General features: G+C 73.3%; 21 protein-coding genes and 1 riboswitch. Of the genes, 17 read left to right on the top strand and 4 right to left on the bottom strand.

Features of this window, described 5'->3' with window-relative positions; all coding sequences use genetic code 11:
• Positions 1-90 precede the first annotated feature (90 nt).
• On the top strand, positions 91-990 hold the full coding sequence (locus DFQ13_RS34825; RefSeq protein ID WP_233438285.1) for a hypothetical protein: 900 nt from the start codon (positions 91-93) through the stop codon (positions 988-990).
• Here the strand turns inward: DFQ13_RS34825 and DFQ13_RS06945 are convergent.
• Positions 958-1,989 carry an LLM class F420-dependent oxidoreductase gene (locus DFQ13_RS06945; RefSeq protein ID WP_110079214.1) on the bottom strand — a complete coding sequence of 344 codons (1,032 nt, stop codon included), beginning with the start codon at positions 1,987-1,989 and terminating at the stop codon, positions 958-960. The two genes, DFQ13_RS34825 and DFQ13_RS06945, sit on opposite strands and share 33 nt — an antisense overlap.
• A 24-nt stretch (positions 1,990-2,013) precedes the next feature.
• Here DFQ13_RS06945 and DFQ13_RS06940 point away from each other — a divergent pair, with 24 nt between their 5' ends.
• On the top strand, positions 2,014-2,532 hold the full coding sequence (locus DFQ13_RS06940; RefSeq protein WP_110079334.1) for a gamma carbonic anhydrase family protein: 519 nt from the start codon (positions 2,014-2,016) through the stop codon (positions 2,530-2,532).
• Between the two features lie 53 nt (positions 2,533-2,585).
• A complete protein-coding gene (locus DFQ13_RS06935) occupies positions 2,586-3,587 on the top strand; it encodes a LysR family transcriptional regulator (protein WP_110079213.1) in 1,002 nt (333 codons plus the stop codon).
• A gap of 3 nt (positions 3,588-3,590) precedes the next feature.
• Here the strand turns inward: DFQ13_RS06935 and DFQ13_RS06930 are convergent, their stop codons facing one another.
• Positions 3,591-4,046 (bottom strand): DUF4442 domain-containing protein, encoded by a 456-nt coding sequence (locus DFQ13_RS06930; protein ID WP_110079212.1) that lies wholly within the window; start codon positions 4,044-4,046, stop codon positions 3,591-3,593.
• Positions 4,047-4,098: 52 nt separating this feature from the next.
• Positions 4,099-4,190: riboswitch (ZMP/ZTP riboswitch) on the top strand.
• Between the two features lie 33 nt (positions 4,191-4,223).
• Here DFQ13_RS06930 and glyA point away from each other — a divergent pair.
• From glyA to DFQ13_RS06915, 3 genes are all read left to right on the top strand, one after another.
• Positions 4,224-5,486, top strand: coding sequence for a serine hydroxymethyltransferase (gene glyA, locus DFQ13_RS06925; protein WP_110079333.1), 1,263 nt, complete (start codon positions 4,224-4,226; stop codon positions 5,484-5,486).
• Between the two features lie 149 nt (positions 5,487-5,635).
• Positions 5,636-6,163, top strand: coding sequence for a MarR family winged helix-turn-helix transcriptional regulator (locus DFQ13_RS06920; protein WP_110079211.1), 528 nt, complete (start codon positions 5,636-5,638; stop codon positions 6,161-6,163).
• The gene (locus tag DFQ13_RS06915) at positions 6,163-7,803 is read left to right on the top strand and encodes an MDR family MFS transporter (RefSeq protein WP_110079210.1); all 1,641 of its coding nucleotides are present in this window, start codon (positions 6,163-6,165) and stop codon (positions 7,801-7,803) included. Before DFQ13_RS06920 ends, DFQ13_RS06915 begins: the two co-directional genes overlap by 1 nt.
• A gap of 52 nt (positions 7,804-7,855) precedes the next feature.
• Here the strand turns inward: DFQ13_RS06915 and DFQ13_RS06910 are convergent, their stop codons facing one another.
• Positions 7,856-8,659, bottom strand: coding sequence for an intradiol ring-cleavage dioxygenase (locus DFQ13_RS06910; protein ID WP_110079332.1), 804 nt, complete (start codon positions 8,657-8,659; stop codon positions 7,856-7,858).
• Between the two features lie 102 nt (positions 8,660-8,761).
• Here DFQ13_RS06910 and DFQ13_RS06905 point away from each other — a divergent pair, with 102 nt between their 5' ends.
• A complete protein-coding gene (locus tag DFQ13_RS06905) occupies positions 8,762-9,460 on the top strand; it encodes an SMI1/KNR4 family protein (protein ID WP_110079209.1) in 699 nt (232 codons plus the stop codon).
• 74 nt (positions 9,461-9,534) lie between these two features.
• Here the strand turns inward: DFQ13_RS06905 and DFQ13_RS06900 are convergent, their stop codons facing one another.
• Positions 9,535-10,032 carry an inorganic diphosphatase gene (locus DFQ13_RS06900; RefSeq protein ID WP_035287313.1) on the bottom strand — a complete coding sequence of 166 codons (498 nt, stop codon included), beginning with the start codon at positions 10,030-10,032 and terminating at the stop codon, positions 9,535-9,537.
• 125 nt (positions 10,033-10,157) lie between these two features.
• On the opposite strand from DFQ13_RS06900, the gene dacB reads away from it, so the two are divergent.
• The 10 genes from dacB (at position 10,158) to DFQ13_RS06840 (ending at position 23,000) form a co-directional block, all read left to right on the top strand.
• Positions 10,158-15,059: a D-alanyl-D-alanine carboxypeptidase/D-alanyl-D-alanine endopeptidase gene (dacB, locus tag DFQ13_RS35525; RefSeq protein WP_181399868.1), complete on the top strand. Its 4,902-nt coding sequence runs from the start codon at positions 10,158-10,160 to the stop codon at positions 15,057-15,059.
• A gap of 30 nt (positions 15,060-15,089) precedes the next feature.
• Positions 15,090-16,157 (top strand): zinc-dependent metalloprotease, encoded by a 1,068-nt coding sequence (locus DFQ13_RS06880; protein WP_110079205.1) that lies wholly within the window; start codon positions 15,090-15,092, stop codon positions 16,155-16,157.
• Positions 16,154-17,092 carry a tRNA lysidine(34) synthetase TilS gene (gene tilS / locus DFQ13_RS06875; protein WP_110079204.1) on the top strand — a complete coding sequence of 313 codons (939 nt, stop codon included), beginning with the start codon at positions 16,154-16,156 and terminating at the stop codon, positions 17,090-17,092. Before DFQ13_RS06880 ends, tilS begins: the two co-directional genes overlap by 4 nt.
• A gap of 10 nt (positions 17,093-17,102) precedes the next feature.
• Positions 17,103-17,648 carry a hypoxanthine phosphoribosyltransferase gene (gene hpt, locus DFQ13_RS06870; protein ID WP_110079203.1) on the top strand — a complete coding sequence of 182 codons (546 nt, stop codon included), beginning with the start codon at positions 17,103-17,105 and terminating at the stop codon, positions 17,646-17,648.
• A 226-nt stretch (positions 17,649-17,874) separates the two neighbouring features.
• Entirely contained in the window at positions 17,875-20,184 is a 2,310-nt protein-coding gene (ftsH, locus tag DFQ13_RS06865; protein ID WP_035287328.1) for an ATP-dependent zinc metalloprotease FtsH, read from the top strand.
• Positions 20,185-20,229: 45 nt separating this feature from the next.
• Positions 20,230-20,850, top strand: coding sequence for a GTP cyclohydrolase I FolE (gene folE / locus DFQ13_RS06860; protein ID WP_035287331.1), 621 nt, complete (start codon positions 20,230-20,232; stop codon positions 20,848-20,850).
• Positions 20,847-21,680 (top strand): dihydropteroate synthase, encoded by an 834-nt coding sequence (gene folP / locus DFQ13_RS06855; RefSeq protein ID WP_456049226.1) that lies wholly within the window; start codon positions 20,847-20,849, stop codon positions 21,678-21,680. Before folE ends, folP begins: the two co-directional genes overlap by 4 nt.
• Positions 21,677-22,057, top strand: a complete 381-nt coding sequence (folB, locus tag DFQ13_RS06850; RefSeq protein ID WP_110079202.1) for a dihydroneopterin aldolase — start codon at positions 21,677-21,679, stop codon at positions 22,055-22,057. The genes folP and folB overlap by 4 nt, the downstream gene beginning before the upstream one ends.
• Positions 22,054-22,539, top strand: a complete 486-nt coding sequence (folK, locus tag DFQ13_RS06845; protein WP_110079201.1) for a 2-amino-4-hydroxy-6-hydroxymethyldihydropteridine diphosphokinase — start codon at positions 22,054-22,056, stop codon at positions 22,537-22,539. Before folB ends, folK begins: the two co-directional genes overlap by 4 nt.
• Positions 22,536-23,000, top strand: coding sequence for a DUF3180 domain-containing protein (locus tag DFQ13_RS06840; protein ID WP_035287340.1), 465 nt, complete (start codon positions 22,536-22,538; stop codon positions 22,998-23,000). The genes folK and DFQ13_RS06840 overlap by 4 nt, the downstream gene beginning before the upstream one ends.
• Positions 23,001-23,028: the final 28 nt, after the last annotated feature.

Raw genomic sequence — 23,028 nt, 5'->3', positions numbered from 1 at the left:
TTGACGCGGAATGCTACAGCGGCGCAGGTCGTCGCCGGGGCGTTCCATCGAGCGAGGGAAGTGGTCGTGCGCACTCTGGGAATCGTCCCTGTGGGAATCGCTTCAGCGGGCGTCGCCGTGATGGTCGTCGGCTTGTCGGGCGGCCCGGCGCAGGCCCAGCCCGCCGAGCGGGCGCAGCAGCCGACCTTCTCCTCCTCGATCAGCCCCACCTCCGGCCCGGCGGGCACCGCCTTCACCGTCCACTGGGGTTCCAACGCGGGCGCCCTGTGCAAGACCGTCACGTTCAGCACCGCGCTGACCACGATCCCGCCCACGCCGTACCCGAACCTCCAGGTCGGCGTCGTGGCCCCCGCCTCGGCCACGCCGAACACCTACGCGATCACCCTCACCTGCGACAGGTACACGTCGGTCACCCGCTTCACCGTCACCAAGCCCACCACCACCGCGCCGACCACCCCGCCGGTCACCACGACCCCGCCACCCGTCGTCACCCCGACCACCCCGCCGCGGGTCACGACCCCGCCGGTCACCACGACCCCGCCGCGCACCACCACGACAACCGCCCCGGTGACCACGACCACTGTGCCGACCACCACCACGACCACGGCGCCGACGACCTCGACCACGCTCCCGCCGATCACCACCGCCGACGCCCCCGAGGGGGACCTGCGCCTCGACCGGGAGAGCGTGCAACCCGGCGACGACCTCTCCGCCGAGGGCGAGGGCTGCACCCCGGGCGCCCCGGTCGTGCTCACCTCGGGCGGTCAGCGCGTCGGCTCCACCACGGCCGACGCCATCGGCGGCTTCACCGCCGGGGTCGAGTTCACCAGGGTCGAACCGGGCAGGCACACCATCACCGCCGAGTGCGGCGTCGTGCTCACCGGCGCGGTCGACCAGATCGTCACCAGCTCAACCGGCGGCAGCTCCGGGACGCTGGTGGTGCTGGTGTTCTTCGTCCTAGTCGGCGCCGCGCTGGTCCGCTTCGCGTAGGGCGGCGCGGACCGCGCTCCAGCGGGCCGGGTCCGGCGCCCCGGACGTGGTCAGGGTGAACCGGTCCACGACGTCGCCGAAGCGGCGCCGGACCTCCGCCGCCGCCTCGGCCGGGGAGCCGACCACGGCGAAGGCGTGCAGCACCTCGTCGTCGACGAGGCCCGCCATCTCGGCCCACCGGCCGCGCTTGGCCAGCGCGTTGAGGTCGTCCTGCAACCCGCCCCAGCCGTGCAGCTCCAGCACGCCCCGGTAGGCGGGGGTGGAGCCGTAGAAGGCGATCTGCCCGCGCACCTCGGCGACGGCGGTGGCCAACTCCTCGTCGGTGGCGCCGGTGGCCACGAACGACGGACCGCTGACCTCGAAGCCCGCCAGCGGCTTGCCCGCCCTGGCCCGGCCGCGCTCCAGGGCGGGCAGGGTCACCTCGCGCAGGTACCGCTCGGTGGAGAAGCCGTGGCAGAGCACCCCGTCGGCGACCTCGCCAGCCACCTCGGTCATCCGCTCGCCGACGGCGGCCAGGAGCACCCGGGGGTTGCCGTGCGGGTTCGGGCCGGGGTTGAAGAACGGCGTCAGCAGCGTGTGCCGGTAGAACTCGCCGGTGAACGAGAGCCGGTCGCCGGACTCGAAGGCCGCCCAGATGGCGCGCACGGCCAGCACGAACTCGCGCATCCGCGCCGCCGGGGCCGACCACGGCATCCCGAACCGCTTGGTGATGTGCGGCTTGACCTGCGAGCCCAGCCCCAGCACGAACCGGCCGCCGGAGTGCAGGTGCAGGTCGTTCGCCGCGACCGCCACCGTCATCGGGTTGCGCGCGAAGGCCACCGCGATGCCGCTGACCAGCTCGATCCGCTCGGTGCGCTCGGCCGCCACGGCCAGCGCGACGAACGGGTCGAGCCGCGTCTCGGCCACCCAGGCCCCGTCGAAGCCCGCCCGCTCAGCGGCGACCACCGCGTCCGCGGCCTGGGACACGGTGTCGGCGTAACCACCCGAATCGAGCTTCACCCCGCCGACATTACTGTGACCCCCATGCCGATGTTCTCGTTCGAAGGCAAGAGCCCGCGCGTGCACCCGACCGCGTGGATCGCCCCCACCGCGACGCTGGTCGGGGACGTGACCGTCGAGGCGGGCGCCTCGGTCTGGTACGGCGCGGTCATCCGCGCCGACCTCGGGCCGGTCGTGCTGCGCGAGGGCGCCAACGTGCAGGACAACTCCGTGATCCACACCAACACCGACGGCTGCGAGGTGGGCCGCAACGCCACCATCGGCCACCTGTGCGTGGTGCACGACTGCACCATCGGCGAGCAGGCCCTCATCGGCAACGGCGCCACCGTGCAGGACGGCGCGGTCATCGGCGCGCGGGCCCTGGTCGCGGCGGGAGCGATGGTCGGGCCGGGTACCCAGGTGCCGCCCGAGGTGGTCGCCATGGGCGTGCCCGCCAAGCGGATGGTGCCGCTGGACGGGGTGCCGAAGCTGTTCGTCGACCACAACGCCGACATCTACCGCGACCTGGCCCGCAGGCACGCCGAGGGCGCCGAACCCGTGTGAGGTCGGCGGTGCCCCTGGCGCGGTGCCGGTGGTCAGGGGTATCAACGGGTGCTATGGCGGAACTGGAGCTGCGGCACCTGCGGGCGATCTGCGCCATCGCCGAGGAGGGCAGCGTGTCGAAGGCGGCCATCCGCCTCGGCGTCACCCAACCCGCGCTGACCGCGCAGCTGCGCTCCATCGAGCGGCTGCTCGACGGCGAGCTGTTCATCCGCTCCGCGCACGGCTCGGTGCCGACCGAGCTGGGCCGCGGTGTGGTCCGCTCGGCGCGGGTGGTGCTGGAGGACATGGCGGTGCTGCTGGCCTCGGCGCGGTCGCACCGGTCGGACCCGGCCGAGGCGCCGCTGGTGGTCGCCGCCACGCCGATGCTGTTCGCCAGCGCGCTGATCGCGGAGCTGCGCGCGTGGGTCCGCTGCTCGCAGCTCCGCACGGAGATCGACTCCTCCGGGCCCGCGCTGCTGGACCTGATCTCGTCGAAGCAGGCGGACCTGGCGGTGTTCGAGCGGTTCGAGGGCATGGACAACCGCGCGCTGCGCGACGTCGAGGTGCGCACGATCGTCGAGGAGCCGCAGTTCGTCGCCCTCAGCTCCGACAGCCCGCTGGCCTCGCGCGACGAGGTCGACCTCGCCGACCTGGCGGGCCTGGACTGGGTGGTGCCGCCCCCGGACCAGGACTGCATGCGGCTGCGCTTCCGGGCCGCGTGCGAGGCGGTCGGGTTCACCCCGCGGATCACCCACCACGTCACCGAGGGCCGCACGGCGATGGCGCTGGCCGCGGCGGGCGCGGTGTGCCTGGCGCAGCCGGCGTCGCTGGGCGGGCCGGGGTTCGTGATCCGGCCGCTGAGCGGATCGGTGCTCACGCAGTCGGTGGTGCTGGTGATCAGGTTGGACGGCCCGCTGGGCGCGCGGCGGCAGGAGGTGTTCTCCTGCGTGGCGCACGCGTACCGGTCGATCGTGGACCGCAACCCGACCTACGCCCGCTGGTGGGCCGAGCACCCCGAGGCGCACGCCGAGCTGGACGTGGCCCTGCGCCTGCCACGCCCCAGCTCGCCGTCGTAGCGCCTACCGCTTGTTCGGCTTCAACGTCCAGACGACGTCCATCAGCGCCGTGGTGACGCCCTCGGCGTTGGTGATGGTGCAGGCGACGGTGAACTCGGGGCGGGTGCCCGCCTCCAGTTCCGCGACGACCTCGGCGGCCGGGCGGGTCAGCACGGCCTCGGCGGTGAGTGCGCCGAGGGCCAGCTTCTTGTACTGGATCTCCGACTTCACCACCAGCGGGGTCGCGCGGGACATGACCTGGTTGAAGGTGGCCAGGCCGACCGCGCCGGAGGCCGTCTCGGCGAGGCCGAACATGACCGCGGCGTGCGGTCCGCCGACGTGGTTTCGCTGCGACTCGACGTCGGGGAGGGTGCAGACGACGCGGTCGGCGGCGACCTCGGTGAACTCGACGCCCGCGGTGCTGACCCAGGGGACGGACTGCTTCATCGCGTCGGCGACCCACGCGTACTCGGTGCTCATGCCCCGAACATTACTCGCCGGTAACATAGCTGCGCCAGGTGCTATCGTGGGAACCCAGGGCCGTGACTGGCGTGCAGCGGGTGGAATCGACCACCGGGGAGCGGTCCTGGGCGGAGGACGACACCGAACGCCTGGGTGTTCCGCGCGACGACCAGCCGCGCGCAGAAAGGCCCGCCCGTGCACCAGCCCGACGTCCCCGCCCTCACCGCAGCCGACCCCGATGTGGCCGCCCTCGTGCAGGGCGAGGCCCAGCGCCAGTTCGAGAAGATCCGGCTCATCGCCTCCGAGAACTACGTCTCCCAGGCGGTGCTGGAGGCGACCGGCACCGTCCTGACCAACAAGTACTCCGAGGGGTACGCGGGCAAGCGCTACTACGAGGGCCAGCAGTTCGTCGACCCGATCGAGACGCTGGCGGTCGACCGGGCGAAGGCCCTGTTCGGCGTCGACCACGCCAACGTGCAGCCCTACTCCGGTTCGCCCGCGAACCTCGCCATCTACCTCGCGCTGGCCGAGCCCGGCGACACCGTGATGGGCATGGCGCTGCCCGCGGGCGGGCACCTCACCCACGGCTGGTCGGTCTCGGCGACCGGTAAGTGGTTCAACGCGGTGCGCTACGGCGTGCGCCGCGACACCGGGCGGGTCGACCTCGACGAGGTGCGCGAGGTGGCGCTGCGGGAGCGGCCCAAGCTGATCTTCTGCGGTGGCACGGCGATCCCGCGCGCGATCGACTTCGCCGGGTTCGCCGAGATCGCCCGCGAGGTCGACGCGGTCCTGGTGGCCGACATCGCCCACATCGCCGGGCTGGTCGCCGGGGGCGCGCACCCCTCGCCGGTGGGGCACGCGCGGATCATCTCCACCACCACGCACAAGACCCTGCGCGGGCCGCGCGGGGCGATGCTGATGTCCGACGCGGAGTTCGCCAAGCCGCTGGACAAGGCCGTCTTCCCCGGGTTGCAGGGCGGGCCGCACAACCACACCACCGCCGCGATCGCCGTCGCCCTGGGTGAAGCGGCGCGGCCGGAGTTCCGCGACTACGCCCACGCCATCGTCGCCAACGCCAAGGCGCTGGCCGAGGCGCTGGTCGAGCGCGGTTTCGACCTGGTTTCCGGGGGCACCGACAACCACCTGATCCTGGTCGACCTCACCGCCAAGGGGGTGGCGGGCAAGCCCGCGGCGAAGGCGCTGGACGCGGCCGGGATCGAGCTGAACTACAACACCGTCCCGTTCGACCCGCGCAAGCCGTTCGACCCGTCCGGCATCCGGCTGGGCACCGCCGCCATCACCACGCGCGGCCTGGGCGTCGACCAGATGCCCCAGGTGGCCGAGTGGATGGATCGCGCGGTGCGCGCGGGGGCCGAGGACGACGCCGCCGCGGTGGCCGCGGTGGCCGCCGAGGTGCGCGAGCTGCTGGCCGGGTACCCGATGCCCGGTTGGGCCTGACCTGCACGAATAGTCCGCTTCGCCCCGGCGCCGCCCGGCGCCGGGGCTGCGAGCGGGGTCACAGGAAACCGAGTTGCCCCGCGGTGGCGTCCCGGTGCATGCTTGTATCCACCAACTAATTGGGTGTTGCAAGCAACTGGGGGTTCACCATGGTCGCGCCGAAGCCGGACGCGGTGGCCGCCGAACCCACCCCGCCGAACGTGGAGCGGGGCACCCGGCTGGCCAACGCGCTGTTCGGCTTCGGCAAGCAGCAGGCGAGCTTCGCCGCCCGGATGAGCAAGACCGGGATGGACCGCTCGGCCATCGTCCTGCTGAAAAGCCTTCTCCACCTCGGTCCGAGCCGTTCGCGGGCGCTCGCCGAGGCGGTCCACTCCGACCCGTCCACGGTCAGCCGCCAGGTGGCGGCGCTGGTCAAGGACGGGCTCGTCGAGCGCCGCGCCGATCCCGAGGACGGGCGGGCCAGCCTGCTGGCCGTCACCGACCGCGGGGTGCGGCTGCTCGAGGAACAGCGCGCCCGCTACGCGCTGTCCATCGCCCGCATGGTCGCGCACTGGGAACCCGACGACCTCGACCGGTTCGTCGAGCTGTTCGAGCGGTTCCTGGTCGACCACCAGACCCACCTGCCTACCTTGATCACCGAATGCGCCGCACCGGCGCGTTCCGAAGGGGAAACCTGATGTCCACCACGGTTTCGGATGCCGCTCCCGGGCAACTGAGCCACCGGCAGATCATGACCGTCCTTTCCGGACTGCTGCTCGGTATGCTGCTGGCCGCGCTCGACCAGACCATCATGTCCTCGGCGATGAAGACGATCGCCGACCAGCTCCACGGCCAGACCATCCAGGCCTGGGCCACCACCGCCTACCTGATCACCGCCACCATCTCCACCCCGCTCTACGGCAAGCTGTCCGACATCTACGGCCGCAAGCCGATGTACCTCACCGCGATCAGCGTCTTCCTGCTCGGCTCGGTGCTCTCCGGCATCGCGAACTCGATGTACGAGCTGGCCGCGTTCCGCGCGGTGCAGGGCCTCGGCGCCGGTGGCCTGATGTCGCTGGCGCTGGCGATCATCGCCGACCTGGTCTCCCCGCGCGAGCGCAGCAAGTACCAGGGCTACTTCATGGGCGTCTGGGGACTGTCCAGTGTGGCCGGTCCGGTCGTCGGCGGGTTCTTCGCGGGCCTGGACAGCTTCGGCGGGTTCGAGGGCTGGCGCTGGGTGTTCTTGATCAACATCCCGATCGCGCTGGTCGCCCTGGTCGTGGTCGCCCGCTACCTCAACGTCCCGCACAAGCGCGTCCCGCAGCGGGTGGACTACTGGGGCGCGGTCACCCTGACCGTCGGCCTGGTGCCCCTGCTGATCATCGCCGAGCAGGGCCGGGAGTGGGGCTGGGCCTCCGGCCGGGCGTTCCTGATGTACGGCGTCGGCGTGCTGGGCTTGGCCGCGTTCGTCGCGGTGGAGAAGCGGATGGGTGACGCGGCCCTGCTGCCGCTGCGGCTTTTCCGCCGCCCGATGTTCAGCCTCACCAACGCCGTCAACTTCATCATGGGCGTCGGCATGTTCGGCATGATGATGTCGCTGCCGCTGTACCTGCAGATCGTCAAGGGCGCCACGCCCACCGCCTCCGGGCTGATGACGCTGCCGATGACCTTCGGCATCCTGGTCGCCGCCATGGGCTCCGGCGCGATCATCACCAAGACCGGGCGCTACAAGAAGTTCCCGATCATCGGCCTCGGCGTGCTCACCGCGTCCATGTTCGCCTTCGCCACCATCGGCGTGGACACCCCGCTGTGGCTGATCATGCTGATCATGGTCGGCGCCGGTGCCGGGCTGGGCCTGAACATGCAGACGCTGGTGCTGGTCGTCCAGAACGACGCGCCGCCCAAGGACATGGGCGTCGCCACCTCGTCGGCGACCTTCTTCCGGTCCATCGGCGGCACCGTCGGCACGGCGGTGTTCCTGTCCATCCTGTTCAGCGTCGTCGGCGACCGCATCACCGACGCGTTCGCCTCGGCCCGCACCGACCCGGCGTTCCTGGCCGCGGCCGCGCAGAACCCCGGCTTCTCCCCCGCGACCGGGGTCGACCTGAACAACACCGAGTTCCTCACCACGCTGGACCCGGCGCTGGCCCGACCGATCCTGACCGGGTTCGCCAGCTCGCTGGACACGGTGTTCCTGGTCGGCGGCTTCACCGTCCTGGTCGCGTTCGCGCTGATCTGGTTCCTCAAGGAGGTGCCGCTGTCGATGAAGTCCGGCATCGAGCGCGCCGCCGACGCGGAAGCCGACGCGGCCGCGCCGGTCCCGGTGGCCATGCACTGACCCGGCACGCGAAAGGGCCCCGCACCTCCCGAGGTGCGGGGCTCTTCCCGATTCAGAGGCCGACGGTGAGGGTGGCGGTGTAGCCGGAGCCGGTGTCGCCGGTGACCTCCGCGAGCTGGGCGTCCCAGCCGTCGCTGAACACGTTGTCCCTCTCCAGGGAGGACCGGCTGAGGTTGCGGACGCTCTGCGAGTAGCCGTCGGTGGCGTAGACGGCCGTGCAGGCGGCTTCCGGGAGGGCCAGTTGCGAGGTCTTCACCGGGTCGCCCGCGGCGGTGGCCTCGGCGAGGGACGCGTAGACCTCGAAGTGGATGTGCGGCCAGCGGCCGGAGTACGCCGCCGGGAAGATGCTGGTGAAGCTGACCCTGCCGTTGGCGTCCGCCTCCCGCACACCGCGCAGGTAGTTCTCACCGGTGAGCCCCCGCGCATAGAGGGAGTAGTTGCCCTCGCGGTCGCAGTGCCACAGGTAGACCGCGGCACCGCTGAGCGGTTCGCCGTTGTCGACGAGTGCCAGCTCGACCTTGAGCGGGACGCCCTGGGCGGTGGTGGTCGAGCCGCCGAAGCTCGACCGGATGTCGGAGCGGACGATGCCGGACTCGGTGAGGACGTTCGGGCCGTTGGTACCGTCCCCGGGGTAGGGGCCCGCGGTCTCGTCGGGGATCTCGGCCACGTCGGCGGTGCTGGTCGTGGGGGTGGTCGTCGCGGGGGCGCCGGTGCCCGCGGTGGCGCAGCCGGTGAGCACGGCCAGGCCCGCACCGCCGAGGAGCGCGAGCATCCGGCGGCGGCCGAGGGTGGCCATGTCGAACGCGAGGCCGCGGTCGTGGTCGGTGGCCTGGGTGTCTTCCCGGTTCAGGTGCATGACCACAGGCTGCGCGCGGACCCCGGGACCCGACTGGGGAAGGGCTGTGCTCCGGCTGTGCGCGGCTCTGCGATAGTTGCGCCCGGGACCACTGGGGGGAACGTGCGCGTCGTGCTGTCGATCTTCCTGGTCGGCGGGCTGGTCATCACCGCCGCGTGGTTCCTCGGCGCGCAGCCACCCCCGCCGGTGACCGCCCCGGCCCCGGCCATCACCCCGGCACCGGGCTGCCGACTGGGCGGCGGGTCCACGACCGTGCCGGAACCCACCAAGATCCTCACCCGCCGGGTCGACGCCGCGTGGACGCGCATCGAGACCTGGCTGGCCGTGCACGCGCCGCGCACCGCGGCCCGCTGGAACGCCCCCGCGCCCGCCGCCGCGCTGAGCGCGTTGCAGCGGGAGGTGGGGGTGGAACTGCCCGGCGACCTGGTCGCGACCCTGCGCAGGCACGACGGGTCGAGCGCGGGCGGGTTCGTGCTGCCGCTCGCCTACCGGCCGATGTCGGTGGGGGAGATCGCGGGCCACACCAGGCGGATGTGCTCCGGCCCCGGTCAGCCCGGCTGGGACGGCCGCTTCGTGCCGTTCGCGGTCGACGGCGGGGGCGGCCTGCTCTACCTCGACCAACGCGGAGCGGGCTCGCTCGGGGAGCAGTTCGACGAAGGACCCGGACCGGGCCGCTGGCCCACCGGGTTGTCGGAACTGCTGGAGCAGACGGCCGACCTGCTGGAGGAAGGCACCGGCCCGCTCGCCGACCGCTACCGCCCGGAAGTCGATGCGGGCTGGTTGCGCTGGCTGATCAGGTAGTACGGCTCAGGTGGTGCGGCGGGTCGAAGCAGGGCCCCGGTCATCGACGCGCGGGGCCCTGTCACCACCGGTCCTCAGTGCAGGGTGAGGCCCGACTCCTTGAGCCGCTTGTACGAGCGCTCGATCTCCGCCTCCGCCTCGGCCCGGCCGACCCAGCTCGCGCCCTCGACGCTCTTGCCCGGCTCCAGGTCCTTGTAGACCTCGAAGAAGTGCTGGATCTCCAGCCGGTGGTACTCGGCCAGGTGGTGGATGTCGCGCAGGTGCTCGGTGCGCGGGTCGTTGGCCGGGACGCAGAGGACCTTGTCGTCGCCGCCCTTCTCGTCGGTCATCCGGAACATGCCGATCGCCCTGGAGCGGATCAGGCACCCGGGGAACGTCGGCTCCTGGACCAGCACGAGTGCGTCCAGCGGGTCACCGTCCTCGCCGAGGGTGTTCTCGACGAAGCCGTAGTCCGCCGGGTACTGCGTCGCGGTGAACAGGGTGCGGTCGAGTCGAATCCGCCCCGTCTCGTGATCCACCTCGTACTTGTTGCGGACCCCCTTGGGGATCTCGATCGTGACGTCGAACTCCACGCCGTCCCTCGCTCGTCTCGGCTGCGTTTGTTACATCACTAGTGTGGACCACACCGGACTGGCGGCAGGCACCGATCCCGACGGATGCGGTGTGACGTTCGCAGGACACCAGGGGAGGACCACGCGTGCCCGAGCAGGACCCCACCGTCGGGCAGCAGTCCGACGCGCACCGGCGGCAACCTGATGACCTGCCGAAACGTCCCCCAGAGGTGCCCGACGACACCCCCGCCTGGCCCGGCGCCGACGACACCGCCTGGCCCGCCCTGGACGACGACACCACCCCCGCGGTGCCGGACGAGCCCACGCCGCCCGCCCCGAACGCCGCCGGGAGTGACGAGCCCCACGTCCCGGCACCCGGTCCGACACCCCCGGCAGCCGTCGCACAGTCGGGTGAACCTGCGGGCAACCCCCCACAACCGACCGCCTGGCCCACCACGGGCGACGACGAACTGACCCCCGCAGAGCCCACCGAGCCCGGGTTCGCCGAGCGCCCCGCGCAGGCAGGGGACACCGGACAGGCAGGCGCTCCGACCGGCCAGGAGACCCCCGGTCCCGACCAGACCCGGCCCGACGTGGCTGCTGACCCGAGCACTCCCGGCGCCGGGCCCGACGCGGTCGGTGCCGAGCGGGACAGCGCTCCCCCCGGGACCGCGTGGCCCGAGGCCGAGCCACCCACCGAGGAGCGACCGCGGTCCGGTGAGCCGGAAACCGCGGCCCCCACCGCCGCCGAACAGGCCCCCACCGAGCCGAACGCGGACGACGCCCCCTCGGCCGTCTCCCGACAGGGGGCCGATGATGAGCAACCTGCCGCAGTCGAAGACGCGGAATCCCGCGCCGACCAGGACGAGGACAGCTCCGCCGCGACAGGTACCGACCAGGGCGAGAGCGATCCCGCTGGGGCGGAGCGCGCCGAACGCGGCGAGCACGATCCCGCTGGGGCGGAGCGCACCGAACGCGGCGAGCACGATCCCGCTGGGGCGGAGCGCACCGAACGCGGCGAGAGCGACCCCGCCGCAGAGCGCACTGAGCCCGGCGAGAGTGATCCCGCTGCGGTGGAGCGCGCCGAACGCGGTGAGAGTGGTCCTGCTGCGGTGGAGCGCGCTGAACAGGATGGGAGCGCCCCCGCTGGGGCGGAGCGCGTCGAACGCGGCGAGGACGATCCCGCTGCGGTGGAAGGCGATGAGCGAGGCGGGAGCGATCCCGCCGGGATGGAACGCGGCGAAGGCGACCCCACCGCCGCAGAGCGCATCGAACGCGGTGAGAGCGGCCTCGCCGCAGAGCGCACCGAGCCCGCTGCACCCGCCGGAACCGCTGAGCCCGCCGAGTTCACCGAGCCCGCTGAGCACGCCGACGAACCCGAGCACGACCGGAACGCCGAGCGAGCCGAGGCAGCCGAGCAATCGCAGGACACCGACCCGGCCGACGAGTCGGCCGCACCGAACGCCGAGCCAGACCGCGCCGAGGTCGGAGAACCGACCGCCGAGCAGCCCTCGTCACCCGAGGACGCCCACCCCGACCTCCAAGCCCCGGCGGAAAACCGCCCCGCCCCCCAGTCCCCACCTGACGCCCAGACCGGATCGGACGCCCAGACCACCGCCCCGGCCCCCGCCACCGGAACACCTGGCGAAACCGAGCACCCCGCCGCCCCCCACCCCGACGTCCGTTCCGGTGCCGAGGAGCCGCGCCCGCCGTCCTTCTCGTTCAATTGGGAAACGACGACCCCGGTCGATGGCCTCGACGACGAGCCCACCGTCCACCGCGTCGGCCCCGACGACATCGCGGACGCCTACGCCTTGGTCGACGACCTCGACGACAACGCCCTCGACGACCACGAGGCCTACCTCCACGACCCCGACGCGCCCCCACTCGACGACCGCCGAGCAGGCGAACCCGACCACCACCACCCGACAGCCGACCACCCACGCGGCACCCACCCGGCCGCCGACGAGCAGCGGGCAGACGAACACACCCCCGCTGAGCGGACGACCGCCGCCCCCGACCATGACGCGCACCAGCGCGACCTGCCCGACGAGGCCGGTCATGCGGCGAGCGACCAACTGCACGACGCGCACCACGATGCCGACCTGCCCGACGTCGGCGCCTACCCGGCGGAGACCTACCCGCACGAGGTCCACCGGGATGCCGATGGGGGCGAGCGGTCCGGTGAGGGTGGCTACGCGGCGGCCCACCCCCACGACGTGCACCGGGATGCCGGCGGGGGCGAGTTGCCCGGTGAGGGCGGCCACCCGCTCGACGCGCACCGGGATGCAGACCAGAGCGAGCTGCCCGACGTCGGCGCCTACGCGGCGGAGGCCCACCCGCTCGACGTGCGCCACGATGCCGACCGCAGCGAGCTGCCCGACGTCGGCGCCTACGCGGCGGAGGCCCACCCGCACGAGGTGCACCGGGATGCCGATGGGGGCGAGCGGTCCGATGAGGGCGGCTACGCGGTGGGTGACCACCCGCACGACGTGCGCCACGATGCCGACCGCAGCGAGTTGCCCGATGACGGCGGCTACGCGGCGGCCCACCCGCACGACACCAGCCGGGACGAGGACCAGCACGACCAGCACCACGACCAGCACGCGGACCTCCCCGACCCGGTGGAGCTCCACGGGCAGGAGCCGGGCGGTGGCACCGCCGAGCTGCGGCGCCCGGATGTCGAGCCGCCCACCCGGTTCACCCGGCCGGTCCCCCCGGACCAGCGGCCCGAGCCGCCGACCCGGTTCGTCCCGCGTCCCGACGCGGACCGCACCGCGCCCAACCCCCGCCCCACGCCGCCGCAGGGCGACCGCACGTCTGAGCTGAACCGCCCCGGCTGGTCCCGCGTGCCCGGCACCGTCGGGCCGCACGGCGGGCGCGGTCCCGCCGGGCTCGCCCCCGGCCGCGGCGGCCTCCCGGGTGGGCGGCCGCGCGCTCCCGAGGAGAGCCCGGCCGAGCGGACGCAGCTCACCGGCATCCCGGTGACCCGCCCGGACGGCCCCCGGCCGCAGCCGGAGAGCCCGGCCGAACGCACCCAGGTCACCGGCCTCGCCCCCCTCGGCCGGGCGCAGGCCCCGGGCAGGCCCGCGCAGCCCACCGGCCTCCCCCAGGACCAGCCGCCCGGCCGCACCCAAGAGCAGGGGCGCACGCCCGACCACCCGACCACCCGGACCCAGGACCAACCCCGGGTTCAGGACCGGCCAACCGGCGCAGAGGACCGGACCAGGGTCCAAGAGCGGCCGGACGGCACCGGTACGCAGGACCGGATCAGGACCCAGGACCGATCAGGCGGCGCTGGCACGCAGGATCGAACCAGGGTCCAGGAGCGGCCGAGTGGTGCCGGTACGCAGGACCGGCCGGGCGGCACCGGTACGCAGGAGCGGATCAGGGCCCATGATCGGCCCGGTGGCACCGGTACCCAGGACCGGCCCGCGGAGCGCACGCAGATGATCAGCCTCGCCGCCCTCTCCGCCGACCCGAAACCGGTCGCGCCCACCGGAACCGCCACGGCTGCCGGCGCCGCCACGGCCGCCGGAACTGCCGCGCCCGGCGGAACCGCCGCGCCCGGCGGAGCCGCCGAGTCCGGCGCCACCCGCGCCGAACCCCGCCGGGTGCCGCCGCGACCCGGCTCGGGGGTCGAGGACCCGCCCAAGCCCCGGCGCAGGCGCGGCCTGCTCGTGGCCGTCGCGGTGGTGGTCGTGCTGGCGCTCGGCGCCGGGGTCGTCTACCTCGTCCCCGGGGTGGCCGACAAGCTCGGGATCAGCGGCGGCACGCCCGCCGTGGACATCGCGCCGCCCGCGGCGGCCGTCCAGTTCACCCCGACCCTCAGGGGCCCCGGTGGCGGTGTCCCGGCGCCCACGGCGGCCGGGGTGCAGGCGGCGCTCGCCGGGCCGGCGGGCAACCCGGCCCTGGGCACGCTCACCGGGACCGTCGTCGACCCGACCACCGGTGAGGTGCTGTTCTCCCGGAACGCCGACACCCCGCTCGTGCCCGCCTCCACCACCAAGGTGCTGACCACGGCCGCCGCGCTGCTGGCGATCCCGCACGCCGAGCAGTTGACCACCCGGGTCGTGCAGGGCGACAAGCCCGGCACGGTGGTCATCGTCGGTGGTGGGGACGTCACGCTGTCGTCCCTGGCGCCCGGTGAGAGTTCCGTGTACCCGGGTGCGGCACACCTCGGCGACCTGGTCAACCAGGTGAAGGCCACAGGTCCCGTCGACACCGTGCTGCTCGACCTCGACCGGTACACCGGTGACCCGCTCGCGCAGGGGTGGTTGCCCGGTGACGTGGGCGCCGGGTACATCTCGCCGATCGTCCCGGCGATGCTCGACGGCGGTCGGGCGGACCCCACCAAGGCCGTGTCCGCGCGGTCGGCGAACCCGGCGCGCACGCTCGCGGAGGAGTTCGCCGAGCGCATCGGGGCGACCGTGCCCGCGAAGGCCGTGGTGAAGGCCCCGGAGGGGGCGCGGGTGCTCGGTGAGGTCCGTTCGGCGCCGATCGTGGAGCTGGTCGACAACGCCCTGCAGCGCTCGGACAACGTGCTCGCCGAGGCGCTCCTGCGCGAGGTCGCCCGCGCGGTCGGCAAGGAGGTGTCGTTCAGGGGCGGCACGGCGGCGGTGATCGACACGTTGAAGCAGAACGGTTTCGACACCTCCGCGGTGCAGCTCAGCGACGGCAGTGGAATGTCCACTTTGAACAAGGTGACGTCCACCCTGCTCGCCGACGTGCTCAAGGTCGCCGCCTCGCCCGACAGCGGTGACCCGCGCACGGCGAAGCTGCGGCCGCTGCTCGGCGGGCTGCCGGTCGCCGGGGGCAGCGGGACCCTCGCGCGGCGCTACCAGGGGCCCGCGGAGACCGCGGGCAAGGGCTGGGTGCGGGCCAAGACCGGCACCCTGTCCGGGGTCAACTCCCTCGCCGGGGTGGTGCTCGACTCCGACGGTCGGCTGCTGGTGTTCGCGCTCATGTCCAACGGCTCCGACCCGGGCGCCGCGCAGCCCGCGCTGGACGCCGTGGCGGCCACGTTGCGCGGTTGCGGTTGTCGGTGAGGGCCGTTCGGCTCGGGTAGCTTCGGGGGTGTGAACGCGACCAGCACGGACGTGGCCGGAGCCGGGGTCTCGCCGATCGACTGGGCGGTGGCGGTCTCCACCGCCCGCAGGTTGGCCCGTCCCGGGCCGGTCGTGCCCAGGAGCGAGGCCGACGCCTCGGTGGCCCGGCTGCGCTCGATCACCGCCGAGGCCGAGGGGCACGTGCGCGCGCTGACCGGGCTCGGCGACGGGTTGCCGCTGCTCGACGGCGACGTGGTCGACCGCGACGGTTGGATCGCCGCGGCCGCCGCGAGCATTTCGGCGCTGACCGACGGCGCCCTGCCCGCGCGGTCGGGCCGGGTCGTCGCGGGTGTGCTGTCCGGGACCGCCGGGGTGCAGGCCGGGGCGGTGCTGGCGTACCTGAGCAGCCGCGTGCTGGGGCAGTACGACCCGTTCGCGGGGGACTCCGGGCGGTTGCTGCTGGTCGCGCCGAACATCGTCGCCGCGCGGCGGTCGCTGGAGGTGGACGCGCAGGACTTCGACATGTGGGTGTGCCTGCACGAGTGCACGCACCGGTTGCAGTTCACCGCCGTGCCGTGGCTGCGGGACTACTTCGCCGAGCAGGTCGCCACCTTCGTCGGGGGGCTCGACGACTCCGCCGACAACGCCCTGTCGCGGCTGCCGGAACTGCTCAAGTCCGCCAGGGTCAAGCCGGACCCGACGTCGTCCGCCGGGCCGATGGGCGTGCTGGAACTGCTCCAGTCGCCCGCCCAGCGCGCGGTGTTCGACCGGCTGATCGCGCTGTCGACCCTGCTGGAGGGCCACGCCGACCACGTCATGGACGCCGTCGGGCCGCTCGTGGTGCCCAGCGTGGGGACCATCCGCCAGCGGTTCACCGCCCGGCGCAAGGGCGGCGGTCTGCTCGACCGCGTGCTGCGCAGCCTGCTGGGCATCGACGCGAAGATGAAGCAGTACGCGGTCGGCGCGAAGTTCACCACCGAGGTCGTCGAGACCGTGGGGATGCGGGCGTTCAACACCATCTGGACCTCCCCGGAGACGCTGCCGCTGCGCGCGGAGCTGAGCGACCCGCAGGCCTGGGTCCGCCGCGTCGCCCCGTGAGCCGTCCGCACCCGGCGGTCGCCGAGACCCGGGTGGCGGTGCGGGCGCTGCTCGACGGGTGCGGTGACCGGGTGTTCGTCGCGGTGTCCGGCGGGGCGGACTCGCTCGCGCTGGCCGCCGCCACCCGGCACGTCGCCGCCCGGGTCGAGGGACTGGTCGTCGACCACGGGTTGCAGGCGGGTTCGGCCGAGGTCGCCGCGCGCGCCGCCGACCAGCTCGAACACTTGGGCCTCGACGCCGTGCACGTGCTGCCCGTCGTCGTCGAGGGGCGCGGCGGGGTGGAGGCGGCGGCCAGGCGGGCCCGGTACGCGGCGCTGCGCGCGGCCGCCGGGGACGACCTCGTGCTGCTCGGCCACACCCGCGACGACCAGGCCGAGACCGTGCTGCTCGGGCTCGGCCGCGGCTCCGGGCCGCGCTCCATCGCCGGGATGCGCGCCCGCGACGGCTCCTGGGGCCGCCCGTTCCTCGGCGTCGCCCGCGCCACGACCGAGCTGGCCTGCGCCGCGCAGGGCCTCACCCCCTGGCAGGACCCGCACAACAGCGACCCGCGGTTCACCAGGGTCCGGCTGCGCCACGAGGTGCTGCCGCTGCTGGAGGAGGTCCTGCAGGGCGGCGTGGCCGGTGCGCTCGCCCGGACCGGCGCCCAGCTCCAGGACGACCTGGCCGCCCTCGACGAGCTGGCCGCCGACCTCTACACCCCGTCGGCGGACGGGCTGGCCGTCGACCGGCTCGCGGGTGCTCCCGCCGCGCTGCGCAGGCGGGTGCTGCGGCGCTGGCTGACCGACGCGGGCGCACCCGAGCTGACCGACGCCCACCTGCGGGCCGTCGACACCCTGATCACCCGCTGGCGCGGCCAGCGCGGCATCGCCGTGCCGGGCGGTTTGGTGGCTCGCCGCGCACGTGGCAGGCTGACCTGCGACCGGTCGGAGAGCTGAGAGGACACCCGTGTACGACGGCGACATCGCCTCCGTGCTCATCACCGAGCAGCAGATCAGCGAGAAGATCTCCGAACTGGCCGAGCAGGTCGCGCGGGACTACCCGGAGACCGGCGCGGACCTGGTGCTCGTCGGGGTGCTCAAGGGCGCGGTCATGTTCATGACCGACTTCGCCCGCGCGCTGCCGGTGCCGGTGCAACTGGAGTTCATGGCGGTCAGCTCCTACGGCTCGGCCACCTCCTCCTCCGGCGTCGTGCGCATCCTCAAGGACCTCGACCGCGACATCGCGGGCCGCGACGTGGTGATCGTCGAGGACATCATCGACTCCGGCCTGACGCTGTCCTGGCTGCTCAAGAACCTGGCCTCGCGCAACCCCCGCTCGCTGGAGGTCTGCACGCTGCTGCGCAAGCCGGACGCGGTCAAGGTCGAGGTGCCGGTGAAGTACGTGGGCTTCGAGATCCCCAACGAGTTCGTGGTCGGCTACGGCCTCGACTACGCCGAGCGGTACCGAGACCTGCCCTACATCGGCACGCTGGACCCCAAGGTCTACAGCTGAGGACCGGGTAGCACGGGTCACGCCGCGGGGGCTTGACCGACGGGAACCCGGTCCGGTCGCCGGACGTTGACGTCAACGGGCAGCCCAACCGCACTTCGTCCGGTGGGGGTGCCCGAGCGGGCGGTACTCTGGGAGGACCGGAGGCCCCGTCCGGTGGGGCAATGGTCGTCATTGCCCTCACAGGCAAGTCAGGGAGGGTGGAGGCCGCCACCGCGGCCGTAAGTGCATGGACCGCAAGCGCCTGCTACGCAACCCGCTGCTGTGGATCTTGGCAGTGTTGCTGATCTACTTCGCCGTCAGCATGCTGTTCGACGACACGCGCGGGTACACGACCGTACCCACCTCCAAGGCCGTCGCCGAGATCAGCAAGGGCAACGTCAAGACCGCCGAGCTGGGCGACAAGGAGCAGCAGCTCAAGCTCACCCTCCGCCAACCCGTCGAGCAGGACGGCCAACAGGTCACCCAGGTCCTGACCCAGTACCCCGCCGGGGCCACCGGGCAGATCTACCAGGCCCTGATCGGCGCGGACGGCACCGAGTTCAAGACCGCGGTGACCCAGGACTCGTTCCTCACCCAGATCCTGATCTTCATCATCCCGCTCGGCCTGCTGTTGCTGCTGCTGATGTGGATGATGAACAACGCCCAGGGCGGCGGGAACCGGGTCCTCAACTTCGGCAAGTCCAAGGCCAAGCAACTGCCCAAGGACATGCCCAAGACGACGTTCGCCGACGTCGCGGGCGCCGACGAGGCCGTGGAAGAGCTCTACGAGATCAAGGACTTCCTGCAGAACCCGAGCCGCTACCAGGCGCTCGGCGCGAAGATCCCCAAGGGCGTGCTGCTCTACGGCCCGCCGGGAACCGGCAAGACCCTGCTGGCCAGGGCCGTCGCCGGTGAGGCCGGGGTGCCGTTCTACTCGATCTCCGGGTCGGACTTCGTGGAGATGTTCGTCGGCGTCGGCGCCTCCCGGGTGCGCGACCTGTTCGAGCAGGCCAAGCAGAACTCCCCGTGCATCATCTTCGTCGACGAGATCGACGCGGTCGGCCGCCAGCGCGGCGCGGGCCTCGGCGGCGGGCACGACGAGCGCGAGCAGACCCTCAACCAGTTGCTCGTCGAGATGGACGGCTTCGACGCCCGCGGCGGCATCATCCTGATCGCGGCCACCAACCGGCCCGACATCCTGGACCCGGCGCTGCTGCGCCCCGGCCGGTTCGACCGGCAGATCCCGGTGTCGGCCCCGGACCTGACCGGCCGCAAGAAGATCCTGCAGGTGCACTCCAAGGGCAAGCCGATCGCCCCGGACGCCGACCTCGACGGCCTGGCCAAGCGGACCGTCGGCATGTCCGGCGCCGACCTGGCCAACGTGCTCAACGAGGCCGCGCTGCTCACCGCCCGCCAGAACGGCACGCTGATCGACAGCGCCGCCCTGGAGGAGTCGGTCGACCGGGTCGTCGGCGGTCCGGCGCGCAAGAGCCGGATCATCTCCGACAAGGAGAAGAAGATCACCGCCTACCACGAGGGCGGGCACGCGCTCGCCGCGTGGGCGATGCCCGACCTGGAGCCGGTCTACAAGCTGACCATCCTGCCGCGCGGGCGCACCGGCGGGCACGCGCTTGTCGTCCCCGAGGACGACAAGCAGCTCATGACCCGCTCGGAGATGATCGCCCGGCTGGTGTTCGCGCTCGGCGGCCGCTCGGCCGAGGAGCTGGTGTTCCACGAGCCCACAACCGGTGCCTCCAGCGACATCGACCAGGCCACCAAGATCGCCAAGGCGATGGTGACCGAGTACGGCATGAGCGCCCGGCTCGGCGCGGTCCGCTACGGCCAGGACCAGGGCGACCCGTTCCTGGGCCGGTCGATGGGCCACGGCGCCGACTACTCCCTCGAGGTCGCGCACGAGATCGACGAGGAGGTGCGCGCGCTGATCGAGGCCGCGCACACCGAGGCGTGGGAGGTGCTCAACACCTACCGCGACATCCTCGACTCGCTGGTCGAGGAGCTGCTGGAGAAGGAGACGCTCACCCGCAAGGACCTGGAGCGGATCTTCTCCAACGTCGAGAAGCGGCCGAGGATCACCGCGTTCAACGACTTCGGCCAGCGCACCCCGTCGGACAAGCCGCCGATCAAGACCCGCCGCGAGCAGGCCATCGAGCGCGGCGAGCCGTGGCCGGAGGACAACGAGCGCGAGTCGGTGCCGACGCCGGTGGCGGCCATCCCCGGCGCGGGTGACCTCCCCGGTGGCCCGCCCCACTCCAACCCGGGGCTGCCGCCGACGAACGGGACGCCCAACGGGACCCCGCCGCCCTACGGGCAGCCCGGACCCAACGGGACGCCCCCGCCGTACGGGCAGGCCTACCAGCCCGGCCGCAACTCGGGACCGCCGCACTACGGCGCCCCGCCCGGGTGGACCCCGGCCACCGGGCCGCAGGGCGGGCCGCCGCAGCAGTGGCAGCCCGGCCAGGGTGGGGGTCAGCCGCCGCGGGGTGACGATCCCAACGGTCGGGAGCGGGACTCCGACGGACGCGGCAACGGTTCCTAATGCGATGGTGGCGGCGTGTGGCCGCCGCGATCGACGGAGGTACCGATGACCACAACGAACAACGGGGCTGGGACGGCTGCCGTCCCAGCCCCGGCTTTCGACCCGGCCCGCGCCGAGAACGCGGTGCGGGAACTGCTCCTCGCCTGCGGTGAGGACCCCGACCGCGAGGGGCTGCGGGAAACCCCGGCCCGCGTGGCGCGGGCCTACGCCGAGCTGTTCGCCGGTCTCTACACCGAGCCCGACGCGGTGCTCGACAAGACCTTCGACGTCAGCCACGAGGAACTGGTCCTGGTGACCGACATCCCGATGTACTCCACCTGCGAGCACCACCTGGTGCCGTTCCACGGCGTCGCGCACGTCGGGTACATCCCGGCGCTGACCGGCCGGGTCACCGGGCTGTCCAAGCTGGCCCGGCTGGTCGACCTCTACGCCAAGCGCCCGCAGGTGCAGGAGCGGTTGACCTCGCAGGTGGCCGACGCGGTGATGCGCAAGCTGGACGCGCGCGGCGCGATCGTGGTCATCGAGGCCGAGCACCTGTGCATGGCCATGCGCGGGGTCCGCAAGCCCGGCGCGCGCACGGTCACCTCCGCGCTGCGCGGGCAGTTCAAGACCTCGGCCTCCTCCCGCGCGGAGGCGATGCAGCTAATCAACGGGCGCAGCCGGTGACCCTCCCCGACCCCGGCCGCTGCGCGGTGGTGGGCGTGCTGAACGTGACGCCCGACTCGTTCTCCGACGGCGGCCGCTACCTCGACGTGGACGACGCGGTCCACCACGGCCTCGCGCTGTGGCGGCGCGGGGCCGACCTGGTCGACGTCGGCGGCGAGTCGACCCGGCCCGGGGCGGCCAGGGTCGACGCGGCGACCGAGTCCGCGCGGGTGGTCCCGGTCGTGCGCGCGCTGGCCGCGGCCGGGGTCGCCGTCAGCGTCGACACCACCCGGGCCAGGGTGGCGGAGGCGGCGGTCGAGGCCGGGGCGCGGGTGGTCAACGACGTGTCCGGCGGGCTGGCCGACCCGGACATGGCGAAGGTCGCCGCCGCGACCGGGGTGCCGTGGGTCCTGATGCACTGGCGCGGGCACAGCCGGGACATGGACTCCCTCGCCGAGTACACCGACGTCGTCGCCGAGGTCCGCGCCGAACTGCTCGCGCAGGTCGACGCCGCGGTCGCCGCCGGGGTGGCCACCGACCGGATCGTGCTCGACCCGGGGCTGGGCTTCGCCAAGAACGGCGCGCACAACTGGGCGCTGCTGCGCCACCTCGACAGCCTGGTGGGGCTGGGCTTCCCGGTGCTGGTGGGGGCTTCCCGCAAGCGCTTTCTCGGCACCCTGCTGGCCGCGCCGGACGGCACCCCGCGCCCACCGGACGGCCGGGAGGACGCCACCGCGGCGATCACCGCCCTGGCCGCCGCGGCCGGGGCCTGGGGGGTGCGGGTGCACGACGTCGACCGATCACTGGACGCGGTGGCCGTGGTGGCCGCCATGACGGGGGCTGCCGGATGACCGACCGGATCACGCTGACCGGCCTGCGCGTGCGCGGGCACCACGGCGTCTTCGACCACGAGCGCCGCGACGGCCAAGAGTTCGTGGTGGACATCACGCTGTGGTTGGACCTGGCCGAGGCCGCCGCCACCGACGACCTGACCAAGACCGTGCACTACGGCGAACTGGCCGAGCGCGCGGCCAAAGTCGTCTCCGGTCCGCCGCGCGACCTGATCGAAACCGTCGCCGCCGAGATCGCCGACGCCGAGATGGCCGACGACCGGGTGCACGCCGTGGAGGTCACCGTGCACAAGCCGTCGGCGCCGATCCCGCTGTCGTTCGCCGACGTGGCCGTCACGGTCCGCCGGTCGCGCCGCTCCCGGGGCGGGGCGCGGTGAGCCGGGCGGTGCTGTCGCTGGGGGCCAACCTCGGCGACCGGCTGGGACACCTGCGGTCGGCGGTCGAGGCCTTCGCGGCCGAGCTCGTCGCCGTGTCACCGGTCTACGAGACGGCCGCGTGGGGCGTGACCGACCAGCCGGACTTCCTCAACGCCGTCCTGGTCGTCTCGTCCCCCGACCTCGACGGGTGGGGTTGGCTGCGCCGCGGGCAGGCGGCGGAGGACGCGGCAGGCCGGGTCCGCGAGCAGCGGTGGGGGCCGCGCACGCTCGACGTCGACGTGGTCACCGTGGACGGTGTGACCAGCGACCACCCGGAACTGCTGCTGCCGCACCCGGGCACCGCGGAGCGGGCGACCGTGCTGGTCCCGTGGCTCGACGTCGAACCGGACGCGGTGCTGCCCGGGCGCGGCCCGGCGCGGGACCTGCTGTCCGCCCTGGACACCTCGGGCGTGCGGCGCCGGGACGACCTGGAGCTGCGGTGAAGGCGACGAAGGCGGCCGACCTCATCCCATCGGGTGCAATCGGCGCCCTGATCGGGTATTTCGGTTGTCGGCTCCTCTACGGCTCCCTCCCGCCGCTGCCGACCCTGGCCGGGCTCACCCTGCTGGTGCTCGCCGCCGTGGAGGCCGTGCTGGGGTACTCGCTGCGCTCGCGCATCCGGGGCAAGGGCGGCAAACCGGTGCAGGCGCTCGCGGCGGCCCGCGCCGTGGCGCTGGCGAAGGCGTCGTCCCTGCTCGGCGCGATCATGCTCGGCCTCTGGCTGGGCGTGCTCGGGTACGTGCTGCCGGAGAGCTCGCGGGTGTCGGCGGCCAAGCAGGACGTGCCGAGCGCCGTCGTCGGCGCCGCCTGCGCGGCGATCCTCATCGGCGCGGCGCTGTGGCTGGAGCACTGCTGCCGCACCCCGGACGACCCCTACCCCGATGATCGGCGATCAACAACGTGAGATCCATTTGGTCTCGTCGAGGTAACGG

It is taken from the genome of Actinokineospora spheciospongiae, assembly GCF_003182415.1.
GTDB lineage: Bacteria > Actinomycetota > Actinomycetes > Mycobacteriales > Pseudonocardiaceae > Actinokineospora > Actinokineospora spheciospongiae.
This window is presented reverse-complemented; position numbering and strand designations above follow the sequence as displayed.